The sequence below is a fragment of the Angustibacter sp. Root456 genome, assembly GCF_001426435.1.
Lineage (GTDB): Bacteria > Actinomycetota > Actinomycetes > Actinomycetales > Angustibacteraceae > Angustibacter.
Map to the genome: position 1 here is coordinate 735,316 of NZ_LMER01000020.1, position 17,915 is coordinate 753,230.

General features: G+C 72.4%; 15 protein-coding genes, 3 tRNA genes and 1 pseudogene. 11 read left to right on the forward strand and 8 right to left on the reverse strand.

The features are described 5' to 3' along the window. Positions 1 to 265 precede the first annotated feature (265 nt). Positions 266 to 1,015 (forward strand): ribosome hibernation-promoting factor, HPF/YfiA family, encoded by a 750-nt coding sequence (gene hpf / locus ASD06_RS18125; RefSeq protein ID WP_056680940.1) that lies wholly within the window; start codon positions 266 to 268, stop codon positions 1,013 to 1,015. 52 nt (positions 1,016 to 1,067) lie between these two features. Here hpf and ASD06_RS18130 read toward each other — a convergent pair whose 3' ends face one another. Together ASD06_RS18130 and ASD06_RS18135 are read right to left on the reverse strand one after the other, a co-directional pair. Further along, positions 1,068 to 1,376, reverse strand: coding sequence for a hypothetical protein (locus ASD06_RS18130; protein WP_056681298.1), 309 nt, complete (start codon positions 1,374 to 1,376; stop codon positions 1,068 to 1,070). A gap of 151 nt (positions 1,377 to 1,527) precedes the next feature. Then, positions 1,528 to 1,604 (reverse strand) — tRNA-Phe (locus tag ASD06_RS18135). A 158-nt stretch (positions 1,605 to 1,762) separates the two neighbouring features. Here ASD06_RS18135 and ASD06_RS19035 point away from each other — a divergent pair. Next, positions 1,763 to 1,915: a hypothetical protein gene (locus ASD06_RS19035; RefSeq protein WP_157371792.1), complete on the forward strand. Its 153-nt coding sequence runs from the start codon at positions 1,763 to 1,765 to the stop codon at positions 1,913 to 1,915. A 208-nt stretch (positions 1,916 to 2,123) separates the two neighbouring features. Here the strand turns inward: ASD06_RS19035 and ASD06_RS18140 are convergent. After that, a tRNA-Asp gene (locus ASD06_RS18140) sits at positions 2,124 to 2,200 on the reverse strand. Between the two features lie 50 nt (positions 2,201 to 2,250). Further along, positions 2,251 to 2,326, reverse strand: a tRNA-Glu gene (locus tag ASD06_RS18145). Between the two features lie 149 nt (positions 2,327 to 2,475). On the opposite strand from ASD06_RS18145, the gene ASD06_RS18150 reads away from it, so the two are divergent. Both ASD06_RS18150 and ASD06_RS18155 read left to right on the forward strand, forming a co-directional pair. Beyond that, complete coding sequence (locus tag ASD06_RS18150) at positions 2,476 to 3,330, forward strand: aldo/keto reductase (protein WP_056680942.1); 855 nt, start codon at positions 2,476 to 2,478, stop codon at positions 3,328 to 3,330. A gap of 114 nt (positions 3,331 to 3,444) precedes the next feature. Next, a complete protein-coding gene (locus ASD06_RS18155) occupies positions 3,445 to 3,798 on the forward strand; it encodes a metallopeptidase family protein (RefSeq protein WP_056680945.1) in 354 nt (117 codons plus the stop codon). Positions 3,799 to 3,810: 12 nt separating this feature from the next. Here the strand turns inward: ASD06_RS18155 and ASD06_RS18160 are convergent, their stop codons facing one another. Together ASD06_RS18160 and ASD06_RS18165 are read right to left on the reverse strand one after the other, a co-directional pair. Next, positions 3,811 to 4,461, reverse strand: coding sequence for a response regulator transcription factor (locus ASD06_RS18160; protein ID WP_056680948.1), 651 nt, complete (start codon positions 4,459 to 4,461; stop codon positions 3,811 to 3,813). Continuing rightward, the gene (locus ASD06_RS18165) at positions 4,458 to 5,648 is read right to left on the reverse strand and encodes a sensor histidine kinase (RefSeq protein WP_200942303.1); all 1,191 of its coding nucleotides are present in this window, start codon (positions 5,646 to 5,648) and stop codon (positions 4,458 to 4,460) included. Before ASD06_RS18165 ends, ASD06_RS18160 begins: the two co-directional genes overlap by 4 nt. Before the next feature lie 144 nt (positions 5,649 to 5,792). Between ASD06_RS18165 and ASD06_RS18170 the strand changes: the two genes are divergently transcribed. Further along, on the forward strand, positions 5,793 to 6,692 hold the full coding sequence (locus tag ASD06_RS18170) for an ABC transporter ATP-binding protein (RefSeq protein ID WP_056680951.1): 900 nt from the start codon (positions 5,793 to 5,795) through the stop codon (positions 6,690 to 6,692). Positions 6,693 to 6,763: 71 nt separating this feature from the next. Then, positions 6,764 to 7,576, forward strand: a complete 813-nt coding sequence (locus ASD06_RS18175; protein ID WP_056680954.1) for an ABC transporter permease — start codon at positions 6,764 to 6,766, stop codon at positions 7,574 to 7,576. Between the two features lie 135 nt (positions 7,577 to 7,711). On the opposite strand, the gene ASD06_RS18180 is transcribed toward ASD06_RS18175, so the two are convergent. Next, positions 7,712 to 8,746: a DNA topoisomerase IB gene (locus ASD06_RS18180; RefSeq protein ID WP_056680956.1), complete on the reverse strand. Its 1,035-nt coding sequence runs from the start codon at positions 8,744 to 8,746 to the stop codon at positions 7,712 to 7,714. A 110-nt stretch (positions 8,747 to 8,856) separates the two neighbouring features. Between ASD06_RS18180 and ASD06_RS18185 the strand changes: the two genes are divergently transcribed. The 4 genes from ASD06_RS18185 (at position 8,857) to ASD06_RS18200 (ending at position 14,592) form a co-directional block, all read left to right on the forward strand. Beyond that, entirely contained in the window at positions 8,857 to 9,429 is a 573-nt protein-coding gene (locus tag ASD06_RS18185) for a 1-acyl-sn-glycerol-3-phosphate acyltransferase (RefSeq protein WP_056680957.1), read from the forward strand. A 360-nt stretch (positions 9,430 to 9,789) separates the two neighbouring features. Then, positions 9,790 to 11,481: a nitrite/sulfite reductase gene (locus tag ASD06_RS18190; protein ID WP_056680960.1), complete on the forward strand. Its 1,692-nt coding sequence runs from the start codon at positions 9,790 to 9,792 to the stop codon at positions 11,479 to 11,481. Further along, a complete protein-coding gene (locus ASD06_RS18195; protein ID WP_056680964.1) occupies positions 11,478 to 12,191 on the forward strand; it encodes a phosphoadenylyl-sulfate reductase in 714 nt (237 codons plus the stop codon). Before ASD06_RS18190 ends, ASD06_RS18195 begins: the two co-directional genes overlap by 4 nt. Before the next feature lie 100 nt (positions 12,192 to 12,291). Continuing rightward, positions 12,292 to 14,592, forward strand: coding sequence for an EAL domain-containing protein (locus tag ASD06_RS18200; RefSeq protein WP_056680967.1), 2,301 nt, complete (start codon positions 12,292 to 12,294; stop codon positions 14,590 to 14,592). On the opposite strand, the gene ASD06_RS18205 is transcribed toward ASD06_RS18200, so the two are convergent. Beyond that, positions 14,589 to 16,052: a DEAD/DEAH box helicase gene (locus tag ASD06_RS18205; RefSeq protein WP_082538185.1), complete on the reverse strand. Its 1,464-nt coding sequence runs from the start codon at positions 16,050 to 16,052 to the stop codon at positions 14,589 to 14,591. The genes ASD06_RS18200 and ASD06_RS18205 overlap by 4 nt on opposite strands. A 359-nt stretch (positions 16,053 to 16,411) precedes the next feature. Here ASD06_RS18205 and ASD06_RS18210 point away from each other — a divergent pair. After that, positions 16,412 to 17,901, forward strand: a pseudogene (locus ASD06_RS18210) (sugar porter family MFS transporter). Positions 17,902 to 17,915: the final 14 nt, after the last annotated feature.

Here is a 17,915-nt window from a genome sequence, read left to right on the forward strand (position 1 = left end):
CCTCTTGCACCCCCAGGGTCGACCTCAGACCCGTTGCGGCGCAGGGCTGCAAGTCCCGTCTTCGGCGCTGAACGTCCCACTCGCCGGGGGACGTACGTCCCGGGGCTCGGGCTGCGACGACGTCCTAGACCCCGGCCGCACCGGGCTTCTTGGGAGCGGAAGACCTCTTCGTCAGAGCTGACCCGACCGCGGTGGGACGAAGTGCTCTGCGACCCCGACGGCGTGCGGCCTAGCGTGAAGCTGCCCTCGAAAGGGGAGGTGGAGCATGACGACCGTCGACACGTCCCGTGGTCCGCAGGTCCGGCCGCAGGTGCAGGTGACCAGCCGGGGCGAGGTGCCTCACCGTCAGGAGGAGTACGCCGCCCACAAGCTCGCGGAGGTCGTCCGGTACACGCGCCAGCCGGTGCGGTCGGTGCAGGTGGTGCTGGAGATCTCGGCTGACCCGGCCCGGGTGCGTCCGTCGACGGCCGAGGCCACGCTCGACGTCGACGGCACGCCGGTGCGGGCGCACGTGGCCGCCGATCGGCTGCACGAGGCGGTCGACCTGCTCGAGGCCCGGCTGCGCCGTCAGCTGGTGCAGCTGCAGGACCGCACCCGCACGCGCCATCGGTGGACGCGCGTGGTCGACGAGCACGAGTGGCGTCACGGCGCCGAGCCGACGCCGCGCGAGGCCTACTTCCCGAGACCGGTCGAAGAACGAGAAGTGCTGCGGCGCAAGTCATTCGCGCTCGGCCGCCAGACGCTCGACGAGGCGGCCTTCGACCTGGAGCTGCTGGGTCACGAGTTCTACCTGTTCGTCGACGCCGCCACGGGTGACGAGGCGGTCGTGCACCGAGTGGCGCCGGGGCAGTACGTGCGGATCGGGCCGCCGGCGGTGCTCAGTGAGGAGCAGGCCAAGGAACGGCTCGACGTCGGCGGGGAGGCGTTCGTCTTCTTCCGCGAGTCGGCCTGGCGGCCGGCCCAGGTGCTGTACCGCAGGTACGACGGCCACTACGGCCTCATCACCGCCACCTGATTCCCCGCCGCACCCCACCCCGAGCTCGGGAGGGGAGGTGCAGGGGAGGGGATCAGTCGCGCGGACGGCGGCGCCGGGCGGACGACGTCGCCGCGCTCGATCGGCCGGCGCCGGAGAACGCGATCGAGACCCCGAGCATGAAGCCGAAGTCGTACCAGTTCCCGTCGTTGCGGACCTCGTAGATGCTCACCGAGTCCTTGAACAGCGAGATGATGAACGTGATCGGGCTGATGAGCCCATGCCACAGGCCGAGCCAGAAGCCGGCGTCCGCCGTGTGGTTCGCCGCGGTGTTGGTGCCTGCGGCGCACGCGCCCAGCGCCAGCAGCACCAGCGCGACGACGACGACATGCGTCCGGCGCATGATGACCACCCCTCCCGTGAGGGGTTCAGTGCAGCAGGTGCTGGGCCTGCGGGGGCAGGGCCGAAGGTCCGTGGACGCTCGGCGCGGCCATTGGGACTCCGCAACGGGGCTCCGCAATGGGACTGCGCGATGGGACTCCGCGATGGGGCAGTGGTGGCCAGGGGCGGGGTCGAACCGCCGACCTTCCGATTTTCAGTCGGACGCTCGTACCAACTGAGCTACCTGGCCGGACTGGCCTGGATCGGGCACCGCGGCGACCGGCCCAGGTCACGAACAACGCCAGGTCGCCCTGGCGCACGGACGATCATAGCGCACCGCGCGACGACCTCTCGCACCCGCTGCGCCGACCCAGCCCGCCGATCGGCGGTCACGTTGACCCCTCGTTCATGGCCGCCTGGAACGAGTTCATCGGGCGTGGCGAGGTCGAGTGGGAGCACCTGCTCGCGGCGTCCTTCGTGGCCATCGTGCCCGTCGTCGCCCTCTTCCTCATCGTGCAGATGCACCTGGTCGGGGGGCTGACCGCGGGCAGCGTCAAGTGACCCAGCAAGCACGCGCAGCTGGGCCTGGTGCGAACGGCGGCGCGCGAGCGGCCACGACCTGGCTGCTCTCGGACGCGGCCCGGTACGTGACCGGTGCGGTCATCCCGGTCGACGCCGGGGCGATGGATCACTGAGGGCGGCTCGGCGGCTCGGCCGACCGCTCAGGAACGTGCACTCTGCGAAGGACGCGAGCACTGCTCGCGCACACTGGCGACCCCGACGGGACTCGAACCCGCGGCCTCCGCCGTGACAGGGCGGCGCGCTAACCAACTGCGCTACGGGGCCTTGAACTGCAACCGCTTCGTGCTCCTCCCGATCGTACCGGCAACGGGAGGTGGTACCCCCAACGGGATTCGAACCCGCGCTGCCGCCTTGAAAGGGCGGTGTCCTGGGCCGCTAGACGATGGGGGCGCCGTGACGCCTCCGAACGTGCCAGCGTCGAGGACGCGGTTCAGCATAGGGGACACCGACCGCCACCACCAAAACGGCCTCGGGTCGGGAACATCTGGGCCCCCGCGTGGGCTGCCTCCAGGGCAGGGACAACCACGCGAGAGGACTTCATGAAGACTCGGACTCTGGGCAACCTCACGGTGTCGGCGATCGGCCTGGGCGGGATGCCGCTGTCGATCGAGGGCCGACCCGACCGTCAGCGGGCGCTGCGCACGGTGCACGCCGCGCTCGACGAAGGCGTCACCCTGATCGACACCGCGGACGCCTACCACCAGCACGCCGACGAGGTCGGGCACAACGAGGAGCTCATCGCCGAGGCGCTGCGCACCTGGGACGGCGACGCGTCGTCCGTGCTCGTGGCCACCAAGGGCGGTCACCTGCGACCGGGCGACGGTTCGTGGACCCTCAACGGCTCGCCCGAGTACCTGAGGACGGCGGTGAAGGAGTCGGCTCGGCGGCTCGGCGTGGAGCAGATCGGGCTCTACCAGTTCCACCGGCCCGACCCGAACGTGCCGTACGAGGAGTCCGTCGGCGTCCTGCGCGACCTGCTCGACGAGGGCGTCATCGCCCGGGCCGGCATCTCGAACGCGAACCCCGAGCAGATCCGCCAGGCCCAGGAGATCCTCGGCGGCCGGCTGGTGAGCGTGCAGAACCAGTTCTCGCCGTCGTTCCGCTCCAGCGAGCCCGAGCTCGAGCTGTGCGCCGAGCTGGGGATCGCGTTCTTGCCGTGGAGCCCGCTGGGAGGCATCTCCAGCGCCGCGGACCTCGGGTCGACGTCCGAGGCCTTCGCGACGGTGGCCGACGCGCACGGCGTGAGCCCGCAGCAGGTCGCGCTGGCCTGGGAGCTGGCCAAGGCGCCCGTGGTCATCCCGATCCCCGGCTCGAGTCGGCCCGAGACGATCCGCGACTCGGTGCGTGCCGTCGACCTCGAGCTGACGGCCGACGAGCTGGCGCTGCTCGGCTGACTGCCTCCGCCACTCAGGCCGCGGCCGGAGGACGCAATCCGGCCTGGACGGCGGGAAGCGGCCTGGGTGGCGGGAAGCGGCCTGGGTGGCGGACAGGGCGGGCACACTGGGGGCGTGGTGGAGATGAGCGACGCCGAGTTCGACGACGCGGTCGCTGACGCGCTCGACGCCATCCCGCCCGAGCTCACCGACCTCATGAGCAACGTCGTCGTGCTCGTCGACGACGAGCCACCGCCGGACGAGCCGGACGACCTGCTCGGCGTCTACGTCGGTGTCCCGCTCACCGAGCGCGGGTGGATGGCCGGACCGACGTTGCCCGACCGGATCATGATCTACCGCGGCCCGACCCTGCGGATGTGCGACGACCGCGACGACGTGGTCGAGGAGGTGGCGATCACCGTGGTGCACGAGGTCGCCCACCACTTCGGCATCGACGACGCGCGCCTGCACGCGCTCGGCTGGGACTGAGGCGCCCGGCGTTCAGACCAGGCCCGCGTCGTGGGCGACGATCGCCACCTGCACGCGGTTCGTGGCGTCCAGCTTGGTGAGCAGCCGCGACACGTGCGCCTTCACCGTCGCCTCGCTCATGAACAGCTCGCGGCCGACCTCGGCGTTCGACAGCCCCCGCGCCACCGCCACCAGCACCTCGCGCTCGCGGGCCGTCAGCGCCCCGAGCCGGTCGAGCGCCGTCCGCTGCCGTGACGAGGAGCCGGAGTCGGAGAAGTGCCCGATCAGCCGACGGGTCACGGTGGGGGAGAGCATCGCCTCGCCCGCCGCCACGACCTGGACGGCGCGCACGAGGTCGCGTGGCGGCGTGTCCTTGAGCAGGAACCCGCTCGCTCCGGCCTCCAGCGCCCGGAACACGTAGTCGTCGAGGTCGAACGTCGTCAGCACCACGACGCGCGGCGCAGGGTCGAGCTCGAGCACCTGCTGGGTCGCGCGCAGCCCGTCGAGCCGCGGCATGCGGATGTCCATGAGGACGACGTCGGGTCGGTGGGCGCGCACGGCGTCGATGGCGTCTGCGCCGTCCTCGGCCTCGGCGACCACCTCCAGGTCGTCGGCCGCCGACAGGATCATCCGCAGACCGGCGCGCACGAGCGCCTCGTCGTCGACGATCAGGACTCGGGTCACGAGGCTTCCTCCGGTTCGGGCCAGGGCAGGTGCGCGGCCACCCGCCAACCGCCGTCCGACGCCGGGCCGGCCACCAACCGTCCGCCCACGAGCGACACGCGTTCGGCCAGGCCGACCAGCCCGAGCCCCGCGCCCGGCAGCAGGCTGGCCGCCGCCACCGGCACCTGGTTGGCCACCACCACGTCGAGCCCCGCACCGGCTCGACCGTGCACGCGGACGCGCGTGGCCGCCGACCGCGCGTGCTTGTGCACGTTGGTGAGCGACTCCTGCACCACGCGGTGAGCGGTGCGCGCGACGTCGGCCGGCGGCGTGCCGGCGACGTCGCAGGTCAGGCTGATGGCGACCCCCGCCGCGCGCGAGGCCGCCACCAGGCGCTCGATGTCGCTGAGCTGCGGCGGCGGCGCGAGGTCCGACCCGTCCGCCGACTCGTCGGTGCGCAGGACGCCGAGGACGCGCCGCAGGTCCTCGAGCGCCTCGCGGGCCGTCGTCCGCACCAGCGCGGCGGTGCGCTCGACCTGCTCGGGGCCGGCGTCCGGGTTCACCTCCAGGCCGCCGGCGTGCAGGGCGATGAGCGACACCTTGTGGGCCAGGACGTCGTGCATCTCGCCCGCGATGCGGGTGCGCTCGCTGAGGCGCGCCTGGTCGGCCCGCAGCTCGCGCTCGGCCTCGGCGGTCTCGGCCCGCGCACGCAGCGAGTCGATGAGGTCGCGGCGGGCGCCGACGTACGCGCCGAAGGCGATCACCGCCGAGTAGAACAGCACCGAGCCCACGACCGCCGAGAACACGTTCGTCCCGGTCACGATGCTGCGGCCGACATCGAGCACGAACGAGGCGGCCGTGACGACGGCGAGCACGCGGTCGCGGCGGCGCACGGCCAGCGTCAGCAACGCCAGGAAGAACGCCACGGGAAGGCCGGTCGCGATGGCGATCACGAGCGTGACGACGGCGACGGCGACGGGGTGGTCGCGCCGCCACCACAACGCGACGGCCGCGACGCTGCACGCCACCCCGGCCGCCACGACGACGGCCACCGGCCAGTGACCGTGGAGCGTCACGGCGAACACGACACCGGAGGCCAGCGAGACGAGCACCATCGCCACGTCACGCGCGCGGGGGCTGGCGCGCGTCACGAGCGCCCGGCTGATACGCCAGCGGCGCCCGACCGCCCGCACCGCCCGCAGCTCCACGCCTCGAAGCCTAGGGGCGCCCGGGCGGTCCGGTCGTCGTCCGGACGTCGGGGTGGCAGCCCGCGAGGCACCGACTTTCGTCGGGGGTGGGCTGAGCCACGTGGCCGATGAGGCTCGACCCCTGGTGGCGGCAGGCTCGAGGCCATGATCACCGTCAACGACCTCACCAAGCGGTACGGCCACACCACGGCCGTCGACGCCGTCTCCTTCTCGTGCCGTCCCGGCACGATCACGGGCTTCCTCGGTCCCAACGGCGCGGGCAAGTCCACGACCCTGCGGATGCTCACCGGGCTGACCCCGCCGACGTCCGGCACCGCCACCGTGGGCGGCGTCGCGTACCGCAACCTGCCCAACCCCGGGCGGGTCATGGGCGTCATGCTCGACGCCGCCGCCGCTCACGCCGGGCGCACCGGGCGCGAGACGCTGCGCGTCGCGGGCGAGCTGCTCGGGACGTCGAGCGCCCGGGCCGACGCGATGCTCGAGCGGGTGGGCCTGGCCGGGGCCGAGAAGCGCCGCGTCGGCCAGTACTCGCTCGGCATGCGCCAGCGCCTCGGGATCGCCGTCGCGCTGCTCGGTGACCCCGAGGTGCTCGTGCTCGACGAGCCGGCCAACGGCCTCGACCCCGAAGGCATCCGCTGGATGCGCGGCCTGCTGCAGGACTTCGCGGCGCGCGGCGGCACGGTGCTGCTGTCGAGCCACCTGCTGAGCGAGGTGCAGGCCACAGCCGACCGGTTGGTCGTCATCGGGCACGGCCGGGTCGTGGCGGAGGGAGACCTGCGCGAGCTGCTCGCCGGTTCGGGCACCCGGGTGCGGGGCCTCGACCCCGCCGGGCTGGCCGCGGCGCTGGAGGCGGCCGACCTGATGGCCACGGCCGGCGCCGACGGCACCTTCACCGTCGACGCCACCCCCGAGCAGGTCGGACGCGCCGCCGCGGCCGCGCGCCAGGTGCTGCTCGAGCTGCGCGCCGCCGACGGCACGGGCCTCGAGGAGCTGTTCCTCAGCCTCACCGCCGGCTCGGCGCCCTCGAACGCCGTCGCGGCGTGAGCGGCCCGAGCGGCCCGAGCGGCCCGGCGTCCACCTCCTCAGCTCGTCCCCACTCCCGTCAGGAGCGCACCATGCCCACCACCACGAACGCCAACACGCCCACCACCACCAGCACCGGCCGCACCCGCTCTGGGCCGCTGCCGACGTCGCGGATCGTCGCGCCGTCGTTCGCGCGGCTCACCCGAGTCGAGCTCCGCAAGTCCGTCGACTACCGCGCCGGGCGCTGGATCCTCCTGGCCATCGCCGCGCTGTCGATGCTGGCGCTGGCCTGGCGGGTCTGGAAGGCCGCCGACAGCCCGATCACGATGATGCGGTTCATCGACTCCGCCATGACGCCCGTGGTGCTGCTCGTGCCGGTGCTGGGCGTCCTCGCGATGGCGAGCGAGTGGTCGCAGCGCACGGCGCTCACGACGTTCACGCTGACGCCGCGGCGCGGGCGCGTCCTGATCGCGAAGGTCGTGGCGGCACTGCTGCTCTCGCTCGCGCTGTTCGTCACGGTGCTGGCGCTCACGGCGCTCGCGGTGGGGCTGGCGGGCCTCATCACCGGCGACGGCGTGACGTGGAGCCTCGACGCGAAGGCCGTCGGCGGCGAGCTCGTCGCCCAGCTGCTCTACGTGCTCATGGGCGCGGGCTTCGGTGCACTCATCCCGGTGACCGGGGCGGCGCTCACGGCGTTCTTCGTGGCGCCGACGCTGTTCGCGATCGTGAGCGGCAGCGTGCTGAAGTCCGCAGGCGAGTGGTTCGACGTGTTCGGGGCCTTCGACCGGCTGTCCAGGTTCGCGCTCGAGGGCAAGGGGCCGCAGACGGCGACGTCCGTGGCGGTGTGGATCGTCGTACCGCTCGTCGTGGGGGTGTGGCGCAGCCTGCGCCGCGAGGTGAAGTAGTTCCCCCACCCCCGCCGTGATCATGCACGCCAGCCCACGCCTCTGGGGCGGATCACTGCCTTCGTTGATGGCCACTGGGGCACCCTGCTGCCATAGGTTGGCGGCGGGGTGCCACCGCGCCAAGAACGGGAGAGGTCAGGGGCGGCGGGAGCGGGTGGGCGTCCGCAACATGCGCAGGACGGCGCGCTCGACCGCTCCGTGCGTCGCCGGCTGCCCGACGTCGACACCCTCACCGAGCTTCAGCAGGGCGTCCTGGATCGTCACGCCGTCCTCGTACAGGTCGACCACGCGCGGGTCGACGTACGACGCCCGGGCGACGGCGGGGGTGTTGCCGAGGTACTCCGACACCTCCTTCATGGCACGGGCGATGGCGCGCTTGCGTGCGGTGGGCGACGACGCGACGTTCGCCGACACCGCCAACGCGACGGCGGCCAGCACCGTGCCGTGCCAGGTGCGGAAGTCCTTGGCCGACACCTCGCCGCCGACCACCTGCTTCACGTAGCTGTTGATGTCGTCGCTCGTGATGTCGACCCACTGGCGGCCGACGCGGTACGCGAGCAGCTCGTCGCCGCCGCCTCGCCTGCGCCGCAACGTCTGCACGGCTTCGCAGACCGCGGGCTCGCCGACGGCGACGTAGCGCTCCTTGCCCGACTTGGCGATGTAGTCGAACACGATCAGGTCGCCCTCGATGCTCACGTGGTCGCGCGTGATGGTGGCGAGCCCGTAGCTGCCGTTCTGCTCGGCGTACGTCTCGCCACCGATGCGGAAGAAGCCGAGGTCGAGCAGCCGGAACGCCGCGGCCAACGCCCGCTCGCGCGGCATGCCGTCGAGCGCCAGGTCCCTCGCCACCTGCTGTCGCGCCTTGGGCAGCCGCGCGGCGACCTCCAGCACGCGGTCGTGCTTCGCCTGGTCGCGCTGCTGACGCCAGACTGGGTGGTAGAGGTACTGCCGTCGTCCGGCGTCGTCGGTGCCCACGGCCTGGATGTGGCCGTTGCGCGCCTTGCAGATCCACACGTCCTTCCAGGCGGGTGGGATCACCAGTGCCTTGATGCGGGCCACCTCGTCGGGGTCGGTCACGCGTTCGCAGTCGTCGAGGTAGACGAAGCCCTTGCCGCTGCGCCGGCGCGTGTAGCCGGGCTGAGACGGCGACACGGTGCGCAGGCGGGGCATGTCGGAATCCTGTGGCCGGGGCGTCCGGCCTGCAACCGCAGCCTGGTGCAGCGGTGGGCGCGGCGGGTTGGCCCTATCGTTCCCTCCATGGTCCACGCGGGAGTGCGCTCATGAGGCGCCGCGTCGCGTCCCTGTTGCTGCGGCTGGTGCGCTGGCGCGTCGTCGGCGAGACGCCGCACATGGGCATCGTCGTCGGGGCGCCGCACACGTCGTACTGGGACTGGGTCGCGATGATCCTGGTGATGTGGCACGGCGGTGTCTCGCCGCGCGTGCTCATCAAGCAGGAGGCGTTCAAGGGCCCGCTCGGCACGGTGCTGCGCGCGACCGGCGGCATCCCGGTCGACCGGAAGCACCCGGCCGGCCTCATCCGCATGCTGATGATGCAGGCGCGCAGCGGCGAGCCGTTCCTGCTGGTGGTGGCGGCCGAGGGCACGCGCAAGAAGGCCGACTACTGGAAGTCCGGCTTCTACCGCATCGCGCGCGCGTCGCGGATGCCGATCGTGTTGGGGTTCGTCGACCGGCCCACGCGCACGGTGGGCTTCGGTGAGTCGTTCGTCCCCACGGGCGACGTCGTGGCCGACATGGACCGCGTCCGCGCGTTCTACGCCGACAAGCACGGAATTCACCCCGACCGGCGTACCGAACCTCGCCTGCGCGAAGAGGACCGCCCAGCCGCTGAGTAGCGGAATGGGGTGGGGGCGTGACCTCGGCGGCCATCGCTCGTTGAGCCAGGTGCCAGGACGGCAGCCAGGAGGGGACGGGTGCGGCGGCCGCGCGACGGCCGTCGCACCCGAGCTGCCCACCCGAGGTGCCCACCCGAGCTGCCCACATGCTGAGAGCGGGGCTCCGCACACCGGACGACGGTGCCAGGCTCGTCGCGTGACTCCCGTGCAGCCCCTCCTCGTGAGCCGACGCCACGTCGACCTCGGGCGCACGCGCAGCATGGCCTGTCGCGGTCGCTGACCCCGGCCCGACGACGCGCACGTCGTCAGTCGCACCGCCGCGCCACCTCGGTGCGTGGCGCCCAGCACCGATGAGGACGCATGACCTCGACGACCGCAGCAACCCGCTCCGCCTCGCCCGCTCACCGCCAGCAGCACGGTCAGTGGGCCGCCGGCGACCGCACACCGCTCAACGCCAACGAGCGGTTCAAGGCCGAGGAAGATCCCCTGAACGTCCGGCTGCGTATCACAGAGACATACTCTCGCAACGGTTTCGACTCAATCCCGAGTGACGACCTGCACGGTCGGTTCCGCTGGTGGGGCCTCTACACCCAGCGACGTCCCGGCATCGAGGGCGGCCGCACCGCGTCGCTCGAGCCGCACGAGCTCGAGGACCGCTACTTCATGCTGCGCGTGCGGGTGGACGGCGGTGCGCTCACCACTGACCAGCTGCGCGTCGTCGGCGAGCTGTCGAGCACCTACGCGCGTGACACGGCGGACCTCACTGACCGGCAGAACGTCCAGCTGCACTGGGTGCGCATCGAGGACGTGCCGGCGATCTGGGAGCGCCTGGAGGCGGTGGGACTGCAGACCGCCGAAGCCTGCGGGGACTGCCCCCGCGTGGTGCTCGGCAGCCCGGTGGCCGGCGTCCACGCTGACGAGATCGTCGACCCGACGCCGGCCATCGAGGAGATCACCCGCCGCTACGTCGGCAACCCCGACTTCAGCAACCTGCCCCGCAAGTACAAGACCGCGCTGACCGGCATGCCCGTGAGCGACGTGGTGCACGAGATCAACGACATCGCCTTCACCGGAGTCGTCCACCCCGAGCACGGACCCGGCTTCGACCTGTGGGTGGGTGGAGGGCTGTCGACGAACCCTCGCCTCGCCGAGCGCCTGGGCGCGTGGGTGCCGCTGGACGACGTCCCCGACGTCTGGGCGGCGGTGACCTCGGTGTTCCGCGACCACGGCTACCGGCGGCTGCGCAACAAGGCGCGGCTGAAGTTCCTGCTCGCCGACTGGGGGGTCGAGCGGTTTCGCGAGGTGGTCGAGGACTACCTCGGCCGGCCGCTGCTCGACGGGCCCGCGGCGCCGCCGTCCGCCGACCCCGGCGACCACGTCGGCGTGCACCGCCAGCGCGACGGCCGGTTCTTCGTCGGGGCGACGCCGGTGGCGGGCCGCGTCTCCGGCACGCTGCTGCGCGAGCTCGCCGACCTGGCCGAGCGCCACGGGTCGCGCCGGGTGCGGCTGACGCCCCACCAGAAGGTGCTCGTGCTGGACGTCGCGGAGAGCGAGATCGACTCGCTCGTCAGCGCACTCGACGCGCTCGGCCTGCAGGCCCGGCCGAGCCCCTTCCGCCGCTACACGCTGGCCTGCACCGGGATCGAGTTCTGCAAGCTCGCCATCGTCGAGACCAAGCAGACCGCCGCACGAGCCGTCGCCGAGCTCGAGCGCCGGCTCGCCGACGTCGGCCCCGAGCTCGACACCCCCATCACGCTGAACGTCAACGGCTGCCCCAACTCGTGCGCGCGCGTGCAGGTGGCCGACATCGGGCTCAAGGGGCAGATCGTCACGACGGACGACGGCGCCCAGACCCCCGGCTTCCAGGTGCACCTCGGGGGCGCACTCGGGCTCGACGCCGGTTTCGGTCGCAAGGTGCGCGGCCACAAGGTGACCGCCGACGAGCTGCCCGAGTACGTCGAGCGCGTCGTGCGGCGCTACCTCGCCGGCCGCGAGCCAGGGGAGCGGTTCGCCCAGTGGGCCGTGCGCGCCGACGAGGAGGAGCTCGGATGAGCGTCGACGCGCAGGCGAAGGACCAGCTGCGGCGCGCCGTCGAGCGGGCGGCCCACGAGCTCGAGGACGCCGAGGCCGCCGACATCGTGGCCTGGGCCGCCGCAGCCGTCCGCGATGTGGGCGGGCGGCTCGTCGTCGCGTCGAGCATGCAGGACGCCGTGCTGCCGCACCTGGTGTCGAGCCTCGTGCCCGGCGTGGAGGTGCTGTTCCTCGACACCGGGCTGCACTTCGCGGCCACGCTCGCGACGCGCGAACGCGTGGCGCAGCAGCTGCCAGTGCGCGTGGTCGACGTCCGGCCGCGGCAGAGCCTGCAGGAGCAGGCGCGCGAGTTCGGACCCGCGCTGCACGAACGCGATCCCGGGCTCTGTTGCTTCCTGCGCAAGGTGGATCCGCTCGCGCGGGCGCTCGAGCCCTACGCCGCGTGGGTCACCGGCGTGCGCCGCGAGGACTCGCCGACGCGTTCCCAGGCCGCCGCCGTCGCGTGGGACGAAGCGCACGATCTGCTCAAGGTCAACCCGCTCGTGCGCTGGACGAACGAGCAGCTGCTGACCTATGAGAGCGAGCACGATCTCGTGCGCAACCCGCTGCGAGACAATGGTTTCCCGAGCATCGGGTGCGAGCCCTGCACCCGGCGCGTCGAGCCGGGTGAGGACCCACGCGCCGGCCGGTGGTCGGGCCGCGACAAGACGGAGTGCGGCATCCACGCCTGAGCCGCTCGGGGGACGTGCGTCCGGATGTCGCCGGATTGAGCGACAACGCCCTGCTCTGCGTGCAACGATGGCGTGCCGCGCGGCTCAGGGAGGAGGTGGCATGGCCGACGTCGAGGACGCACGCCATCCGCCCGATCCCCCTGGCTGGTACGCCGGCGCCGATCAGTGGCTCAAGGTGCTCGTGGAGGTCCAGCAGCACGTCAGGCGCGCCGGCCCGGTGGTTGACGACGTCGCTCAAGCGCTGGCCGACGAGGCGCACCGGCTGATCGGCGGCACGGTGGTCGTCTCCCTGCTCGACGGCGCGCACCTGCGGGTCGCTGCGACGTCCGGGGGCCCGGAGGGGCTGCAGCCGGGCCTGCGGTTCCCCACGACCCAGTCGATCAGCGAGGAGTGCCTGCGGGGCGGTGAGCCCGTGGCACACCACGACCTGTCGCGCCTGCCGTGGGCCGAGACGCCGATCTACCGGCACTTCGGGATGCGCTCGGCCGTGCTGGCGCCGCTGGCTCACGGCCTCGACGCCTTCGGGGTCATCATGCTCGCCGCTGCGGAGCCGCACGCGTTCTCGCACGAGGACCGCGACGTCCTCGCGCTGCTGGCCTTCACCGGCGCCGCCGCCATGGCCGCCTCGACGATGGAGACCGACCTCGCGGGTGAGCGGCTGCGGCTGTTCGCGGCCTCGACCCTCACCGGCACGGGGCTGTGGCGCTGGGACGCGGTGTCGAACGGGCTGCAATGGTCGGAGGAGATGTTCGCCATCACCGGCGTCGACCCGAGCACTGCTCCCACGGTCGACCTGTGGGAGTCCTTGCTGCACCCGGACGACCGGCGCCGCTGTGAGCTGTCGGCGCACCTCGCCGACCACCCGGAGGGGCGCACCGAGACGTTGCGCCTGCGGCACACCGACGGCGGCTGGCGCGAGCTCGTCGCGTGGTCGCGTCCGGTGTTCGACGGTGACCGGATGACCGGCATCTACGGCGCCACGGTCGACGTCACCGCCCAGCGCGGCGCCGAGCGCGAGGTCGCCCGGATGGCGGCCCGCGACGGCCTCACCGGCCTCGCCAACCGGGCGGTGCTCGACGACCTGACCCGCCGCAGCATCGCCACCTTGCCGCCCCCGGACGACGCGCAGGCTGGCCAGGAGGAAGCCGTCGACCTCCTCGAGGGTCTGGGGCCGGTCACCGCCCTGCTGCTGCTCGACCTCGACCGCTTCAAGCTCGTCAACGACACCCTCGGCCACACCGTGGGCGACGCGCTGCTCGTCGCCGTCGCCGACCGTCTGACCGCTGCGCTGGAGCTGTCGGGCGTGAGCGACTGCGCCCCCACGGTGGCGCGGCTCGGTGGTGACGAGTTCGTCGTCCTGCTGCCGTGGGTGGCGGGCGTGGACGCAGCCTGCGACGTCGCCCGCTGGCTGCTCGACGAGGTGCGCCAGCCGCTGGTGATCGAGGACGTCGACATGGTGTGCACCGGCAGCATCGGCGTCGCCGTCGCCTCGCACTCCGGGCGCTCGGCCGGCGAGCTGTTCCGAGAGGCCGACCTCGCGATGTACCGCGCCAAGGGCGCCGGCCGCGACCGCATCGCCGTCTACGACAGCCAGCTGCACGCCGAGGCCGAGAGCCGGCTCGCCACCGAGCGGCGGCTGCGCTCGGCGATCGAGCGCGGCCGGTTGTCGGCGGTGTACCAGCCGATCGTGCGGCTGGTCGACGAGCGCGTCGTCGGCGTCGAGGCGTTGATGCGGCTGGTCGACGACTCGGGTGACCTGATGCTGCCCGAGAACTTCATCGACGTCGCCGAGGACACCGGGCTCGTCGTCGCGCTCGACCACTGGATGCTCGAGGAGGGGGTCGCGACCCTCGCCGAGTGGGCGCGCCAGGGCAACGCGGGCCTCACGATGCAGGTGAACGTGTCGGCCCGCACGCTGGAGCAGCCAGGCTTCGACGAGTACGTCCTGCAGGTGCTCGACTCGTACGGCGTCGGCCCGACCGCGCTGCGCCTGGAGCTCACCGAGACCAGCCTCGTGCCGGGCGGTTCGCCGGCGCAGGACGCGATGCGCCGGCTCGCCACCACAGGCATCAAGACAGGCATCGACGACTTTGGCACCGGCTACTCCGCACTGGCGTACCTGCAGGAGCTGCCGGTCGGCTTCATCAAGGTCGACCGGTCGTTCGTGAGCCGGCTCGACGGCAGCGAGCGACCTAGTGCCGTGGTGCGGGCCGTCGTCGAGCTGGCCCACGCCCACGGTCACCAGGTCACGGCCGAAGGTGTCGAGACCGAGCAGCAGGCGCAGCTGCTGCGCGAGATGGGGTGCGACCACGCGCAGGGCTGGCTGTTCGGTCGTCCCAGCCTCGAGCACGTGCCCGAGCAGACCTGGGTCGAACGACGCAGAGGCGCCCCCGCGCGCTAGCCGGCGGAGCGGTTGGTGCGCGGGGCGCCGCCGCTGCGGTTGCCGCGGTACTCGTGGCCACGGCTCTGGCCGCGCTCGCCGCGGTCCGGCCGGTCGCGACGCTCGGGGCGCTCGCCGCGGTCGGCGCGGAACTGGCCCTCTCGGCGCGGTCCGGAGCCGGTGCGGCGCGGGCCGCCGCCCGGGCGGTGCGGACGGCCCGTGCGAGCCGGACGCTTCGGCGGGAAGAGCTCGTGCTCGGACACCTCGACCCCGCTCGGCACCGCCCCACGCGTGACGGCGAGCAGCGCGTCGCCCTCGGGGAAGACCGACTCGGGGCGCGCGTCCACGCCCGCAGCGGAGGTGAGCCGCTCGACCGTGCGCCGCTGGTGCGGCAGCGCGAGCGTGATCACGGTGCCCTTGCCGCCGGCACGCGCCGTCCGGCCGGCCCGGTGCAGGTAGTCCTTGTGGTCGGCCGGCGGGTCGAGCTGGACGACGAGGCTGACGTCGTCCACGTGGATGCCGCGAGCAGCGACGTCGGTGGCGACGAGTACCGGCACGTGGCCGTCCTTGAAGGCGCCGAGGGTGCGGTTGCGCTGGCCCTGACCCAGACCGCCGTGCAGCGCGGCCGCGCGCACACCCTGCTGGCGCAGCTGGCCGGCGACGCGGTCGGCGCCGAGCTTGGTGCGCACGAAGACGACGGTGCGGCCCTCACGCGCGGCCAGAGCCGCCGTCAGGGGTGCCTTGTGGTTCGGCTTCACCAGCCAGACGTGGTGCTCCATCGTCGTGACGGACGCCGTCGCGTCGTTGGTGGAGTGCGTGACCGGGTCGTGGAGGTAGCGGCGCACGAGCGAGTCGACGTCGCCGTCGAGCGTGGCGGAGAAGAGCAGTCGCTGGCCGTTCTTCGGCATGAGGTCGAGCAGCGCGCTGACCGCGGGCAGGAAGCCCATGTCGCACATGTGGTCGGCCTCGTCGAGCACTGTCACCTCGACGTCGGACAGGTCGCACGCGCCGCGCTCGACCAGGTCGGCGAGGCGGCCCGGCGTCGCGACGAGCAGCTCGACGCCGCGGTCGAGGGCCTGGATCTGCTTGAAGTACGGCAGGCCACCGGCCACGAGCTTGATGCGCACGCCGACGACGTGGGCCAGGGGCTCGAGACCGTCGTGCACCTGCATGGCGAGCTCGCGGGTGGGCACGAGGACGATCGCGCGCGGCTTGCGGCTCGCGGCGCGGCCGCCGGCGAGGCGGGTCAGCACGGGCAGGCCGAAGGCGAGGGTCTTGCCCGAGCCGGTCTGGCCGCGGCCGAGCACGTCGCGGCCGGCCAGCGCGTCAGGAACGGTCGCTGACTGGATCGGGAAGGGCGTGGTGATGCCATCGCGAGCCAGTCGCTCGACGATGCGCTCGGGCAGGCCGAGCGAGGCGAAATCGCGCACGGTGCCGGCGTCGATGGTGAGGTCGTCGGTCAGAACGGGGAGAGAAGTCACTGCGGAGGGAACTCGTTTCGTGGCACGGCGCACGACGGTCCCACCAGCGACGGTGAGGGCGTCGACACGCCAGGGGGGCGCTCCAGGGGCACCCTCGGCACCGGGTCTTCAGCGGGTGCTGGCCGGTGGGGTGTCGGAACGCCTGATGACTGCCTGGGGGCCGTCGTCCGCCCTGGCATCGAGCCAGTTCGTGCAGACGGCGCGCGCCGACGTCCCCCATCCTACCGGCTTCTGGAGGGCCTGTTGACCACGCGCTGTCGCGGCCTGCTTGCCGCGGCTCCGGTGGCCGGTCGGGCGCACCGGGCGTAGAACTTGGTCGGAACCCAGTGATCACCGACGATCCCGGCGAAAGGGACCCCATGGCTGCCACACAGGACGCCGACGCGAGGACCGACCGCAGCGACGACCACGGCAAGGTGGTGATGCTGGCGGTGGCGGCGGCCGTCGGTGGCTTCCTGTTCGGGTTCGACAGCTCGGTGATCAACGGCGCGGTCGATGCGGTCGAGGGACAGTTCGCGTTGTCGAAGTTCATCACCGGATTCGTAGTGGCCATCGCGCTGCTCGGCTGCGCCGCCGGTGCCTGGTACGCCGGCCGCTGGGCCGACCGGTGGGGTCGCACGCGCGTCATGCTCATCGGCGCGGTGCTGTTCTTCGCCAGCTCGGTCGGTGCCGGCCTGGCCTTCTCCGTGTGGGACCTCGCGTTCTGGCGCCTCGTGGGTGGGCTGGCATCGGGATCGCCTCGGTGATCGCACCGGCGTACATCGCAGAGATCGCGCCGGCGTCCATGCGCGGTCGGCTCGGGTCGTTGCAGCAAATGGCGATCACGATCGGGATCTTCGTCGCGCTGCTGTCGGACGCCTTCTGGGCCAACACCGCCGGCGGGGCCGACCAGGACATCGCGGGGCTGCCCGCCTGGCGCTGGATGTTCCTCGTCGAGGTCGTGCCGTCGCTGATCTACGGCATCCTCGCGATCCAGATCCCGGAGTCACCGCGCTACCTGGTGGCGTCCGGTGAGCTGAAGCGTGCGGCCGACGTGCTGCGGCGGTTCGTGGGCATGAAGTCGCCCGAGCGCAAGATCGACGACATCCAGAAGTCGCTGCAGCGCGAGGACAAGCCGTCGCTGAAGGACCTGCGAGGCAACACCTTCGGACTGCTGCCGATCGTCTGGGTGGGCATCGCCTTGTCGGCGTTCCAGCAGCTCGTCGGCATCAACGTGATCTTCTACTACTCGACCACGCTGTGGCAGGCGGTGGGCTTCAGCGAGTCCCGGTCGTTCGTCATCTCCGTCATCACGTCGGTGACGAACATGGCGGTGACGGTGATCGCCATCCTGCTGGTCGACAAGATCGGCCGCCGGATCCTGTTGCTGTGCGGTTCGGCCGGGATGGCCGTGGCGCTGGGCGCCATGACGGTCGCCTTCACGCAGGCGAGCATCGTCACTGGTGCCGACGGGACGAAGACGCCCAACCTCGACGGCTTCTGGGGTCCGGTGGCGCTCGTGGGCGCGAACCTGTTCGTCGTCTCGTTCGGCGCCACGTGGGGGCCCGTGGTGTGGGTGCTGCTGGGCGAGATGTTCCCCAACCGCATCCGAGGGGCTGCCTTGTCTGTCTCCGCTGCGGCGCAGTGGATCACGAACTTCCTGATCACCACGACGTTTCCGCCGCTGGCCGCCGTGTCGCTCGTGCTGGCCTACGGCCTGTACACCGCGTTCGCGGCCATCTCGTTCTTCTTCGTGCTGTGGAAGGTCGACGAGACCAAGGGACGTGAGCTCGAGGACATGACGGGCGACGTCCGCAGCCGTCGCGGGGGCGAGCGCCGGGCCACGTCGGCGGCGAGCCAGTCCGCCTGAGCTCCTGCGTGCAC

What these genes read in the sequence shown, in the direction of transcription:
- ASD06_RS18190 (WP_056680960.1), top strand. Translation starts at nt 9,790, where the DNA reads ATGACCTCGACGACCGCAGCAACCCGCTCCGCCTCGCCCGCTCACCGC.
- ASD06_RS18185 (WP_056680957.1), top strand. Translation starts at nt 8,857, where the DNA reads ATGAGGCGCCGCGTCGCGTCCCTGTTGCTGCGGCTGGTGCGCTGGCGC.
- ASD06_RS18195 (WP_056680964.1), top strand. Translation starts at nt 11,478, where the DNA reads ATGAGCGTCGACGCGCAGGCGAAGGACCAGCTGCGGCGCGCCGTCGAG.
- ASD06_RS18175 (WP_056680954.1), top strand. Translation starts at nt 6,764, where the DNA reads ATGCCCACCACCACGAACGCCAACACGCCCACCACCACCAGCACCGGC.
- ASD06_RS18170 (WP_056680951.1), top strand. Translation starts at nt 5,793, where the DNA reads ATGATCACCGTCAACGACCTCACCAAGCGGTACGGCCACACCACGGCC.
- ASD06_RS18150 (WP_056680942.1), top strand. Translation starts at nt 2,476, where the DNA reads ATGAAGACTCGGACTCTGGGCAACCTCACGGTGTCGGCGATCGGCCTG.
- ASD06_RS19035 (WP_157371792.1), top strand. Translation starts at nt 1,763, where the DNA reads ATGGCCGCCTGGAACGAGTTCATCGGGCGTGGCGAGGTCGAGTGGGAG.
- hpf (WP_056680940.1), top strand. Translation starts at nt 266, where the DNA reads ATGACGACCGTCGACACGTCCCGTGGTCCGCAGGTCCGGCCGCAGGTG.
- ASD06_RS18200 (WP_056680967.1), top strand. Translation starts at nt 12,292, where the DNA reads ATGGCCGACGTCGAGGACGCACGCCATCCGCCCGATCCCCCTGGCTGG.
- ASD06_RS18130 (WP_056681298.1), bottom strand. Translation starts at nt 1,376, where the DNA reads ATGCGCCGGACGCATGTCGTCGTCGTCGCGCTGGTGCTGCTGGCGCTG.
- ASD06_RS18180 (WP_056680956.1), bottom strand. Translation starts at nt 8,746, where the DNA reads ATGCCCCGCCTGCGCACCGTGTCGCCGTCTCAGCCCGGCTACACGCGC.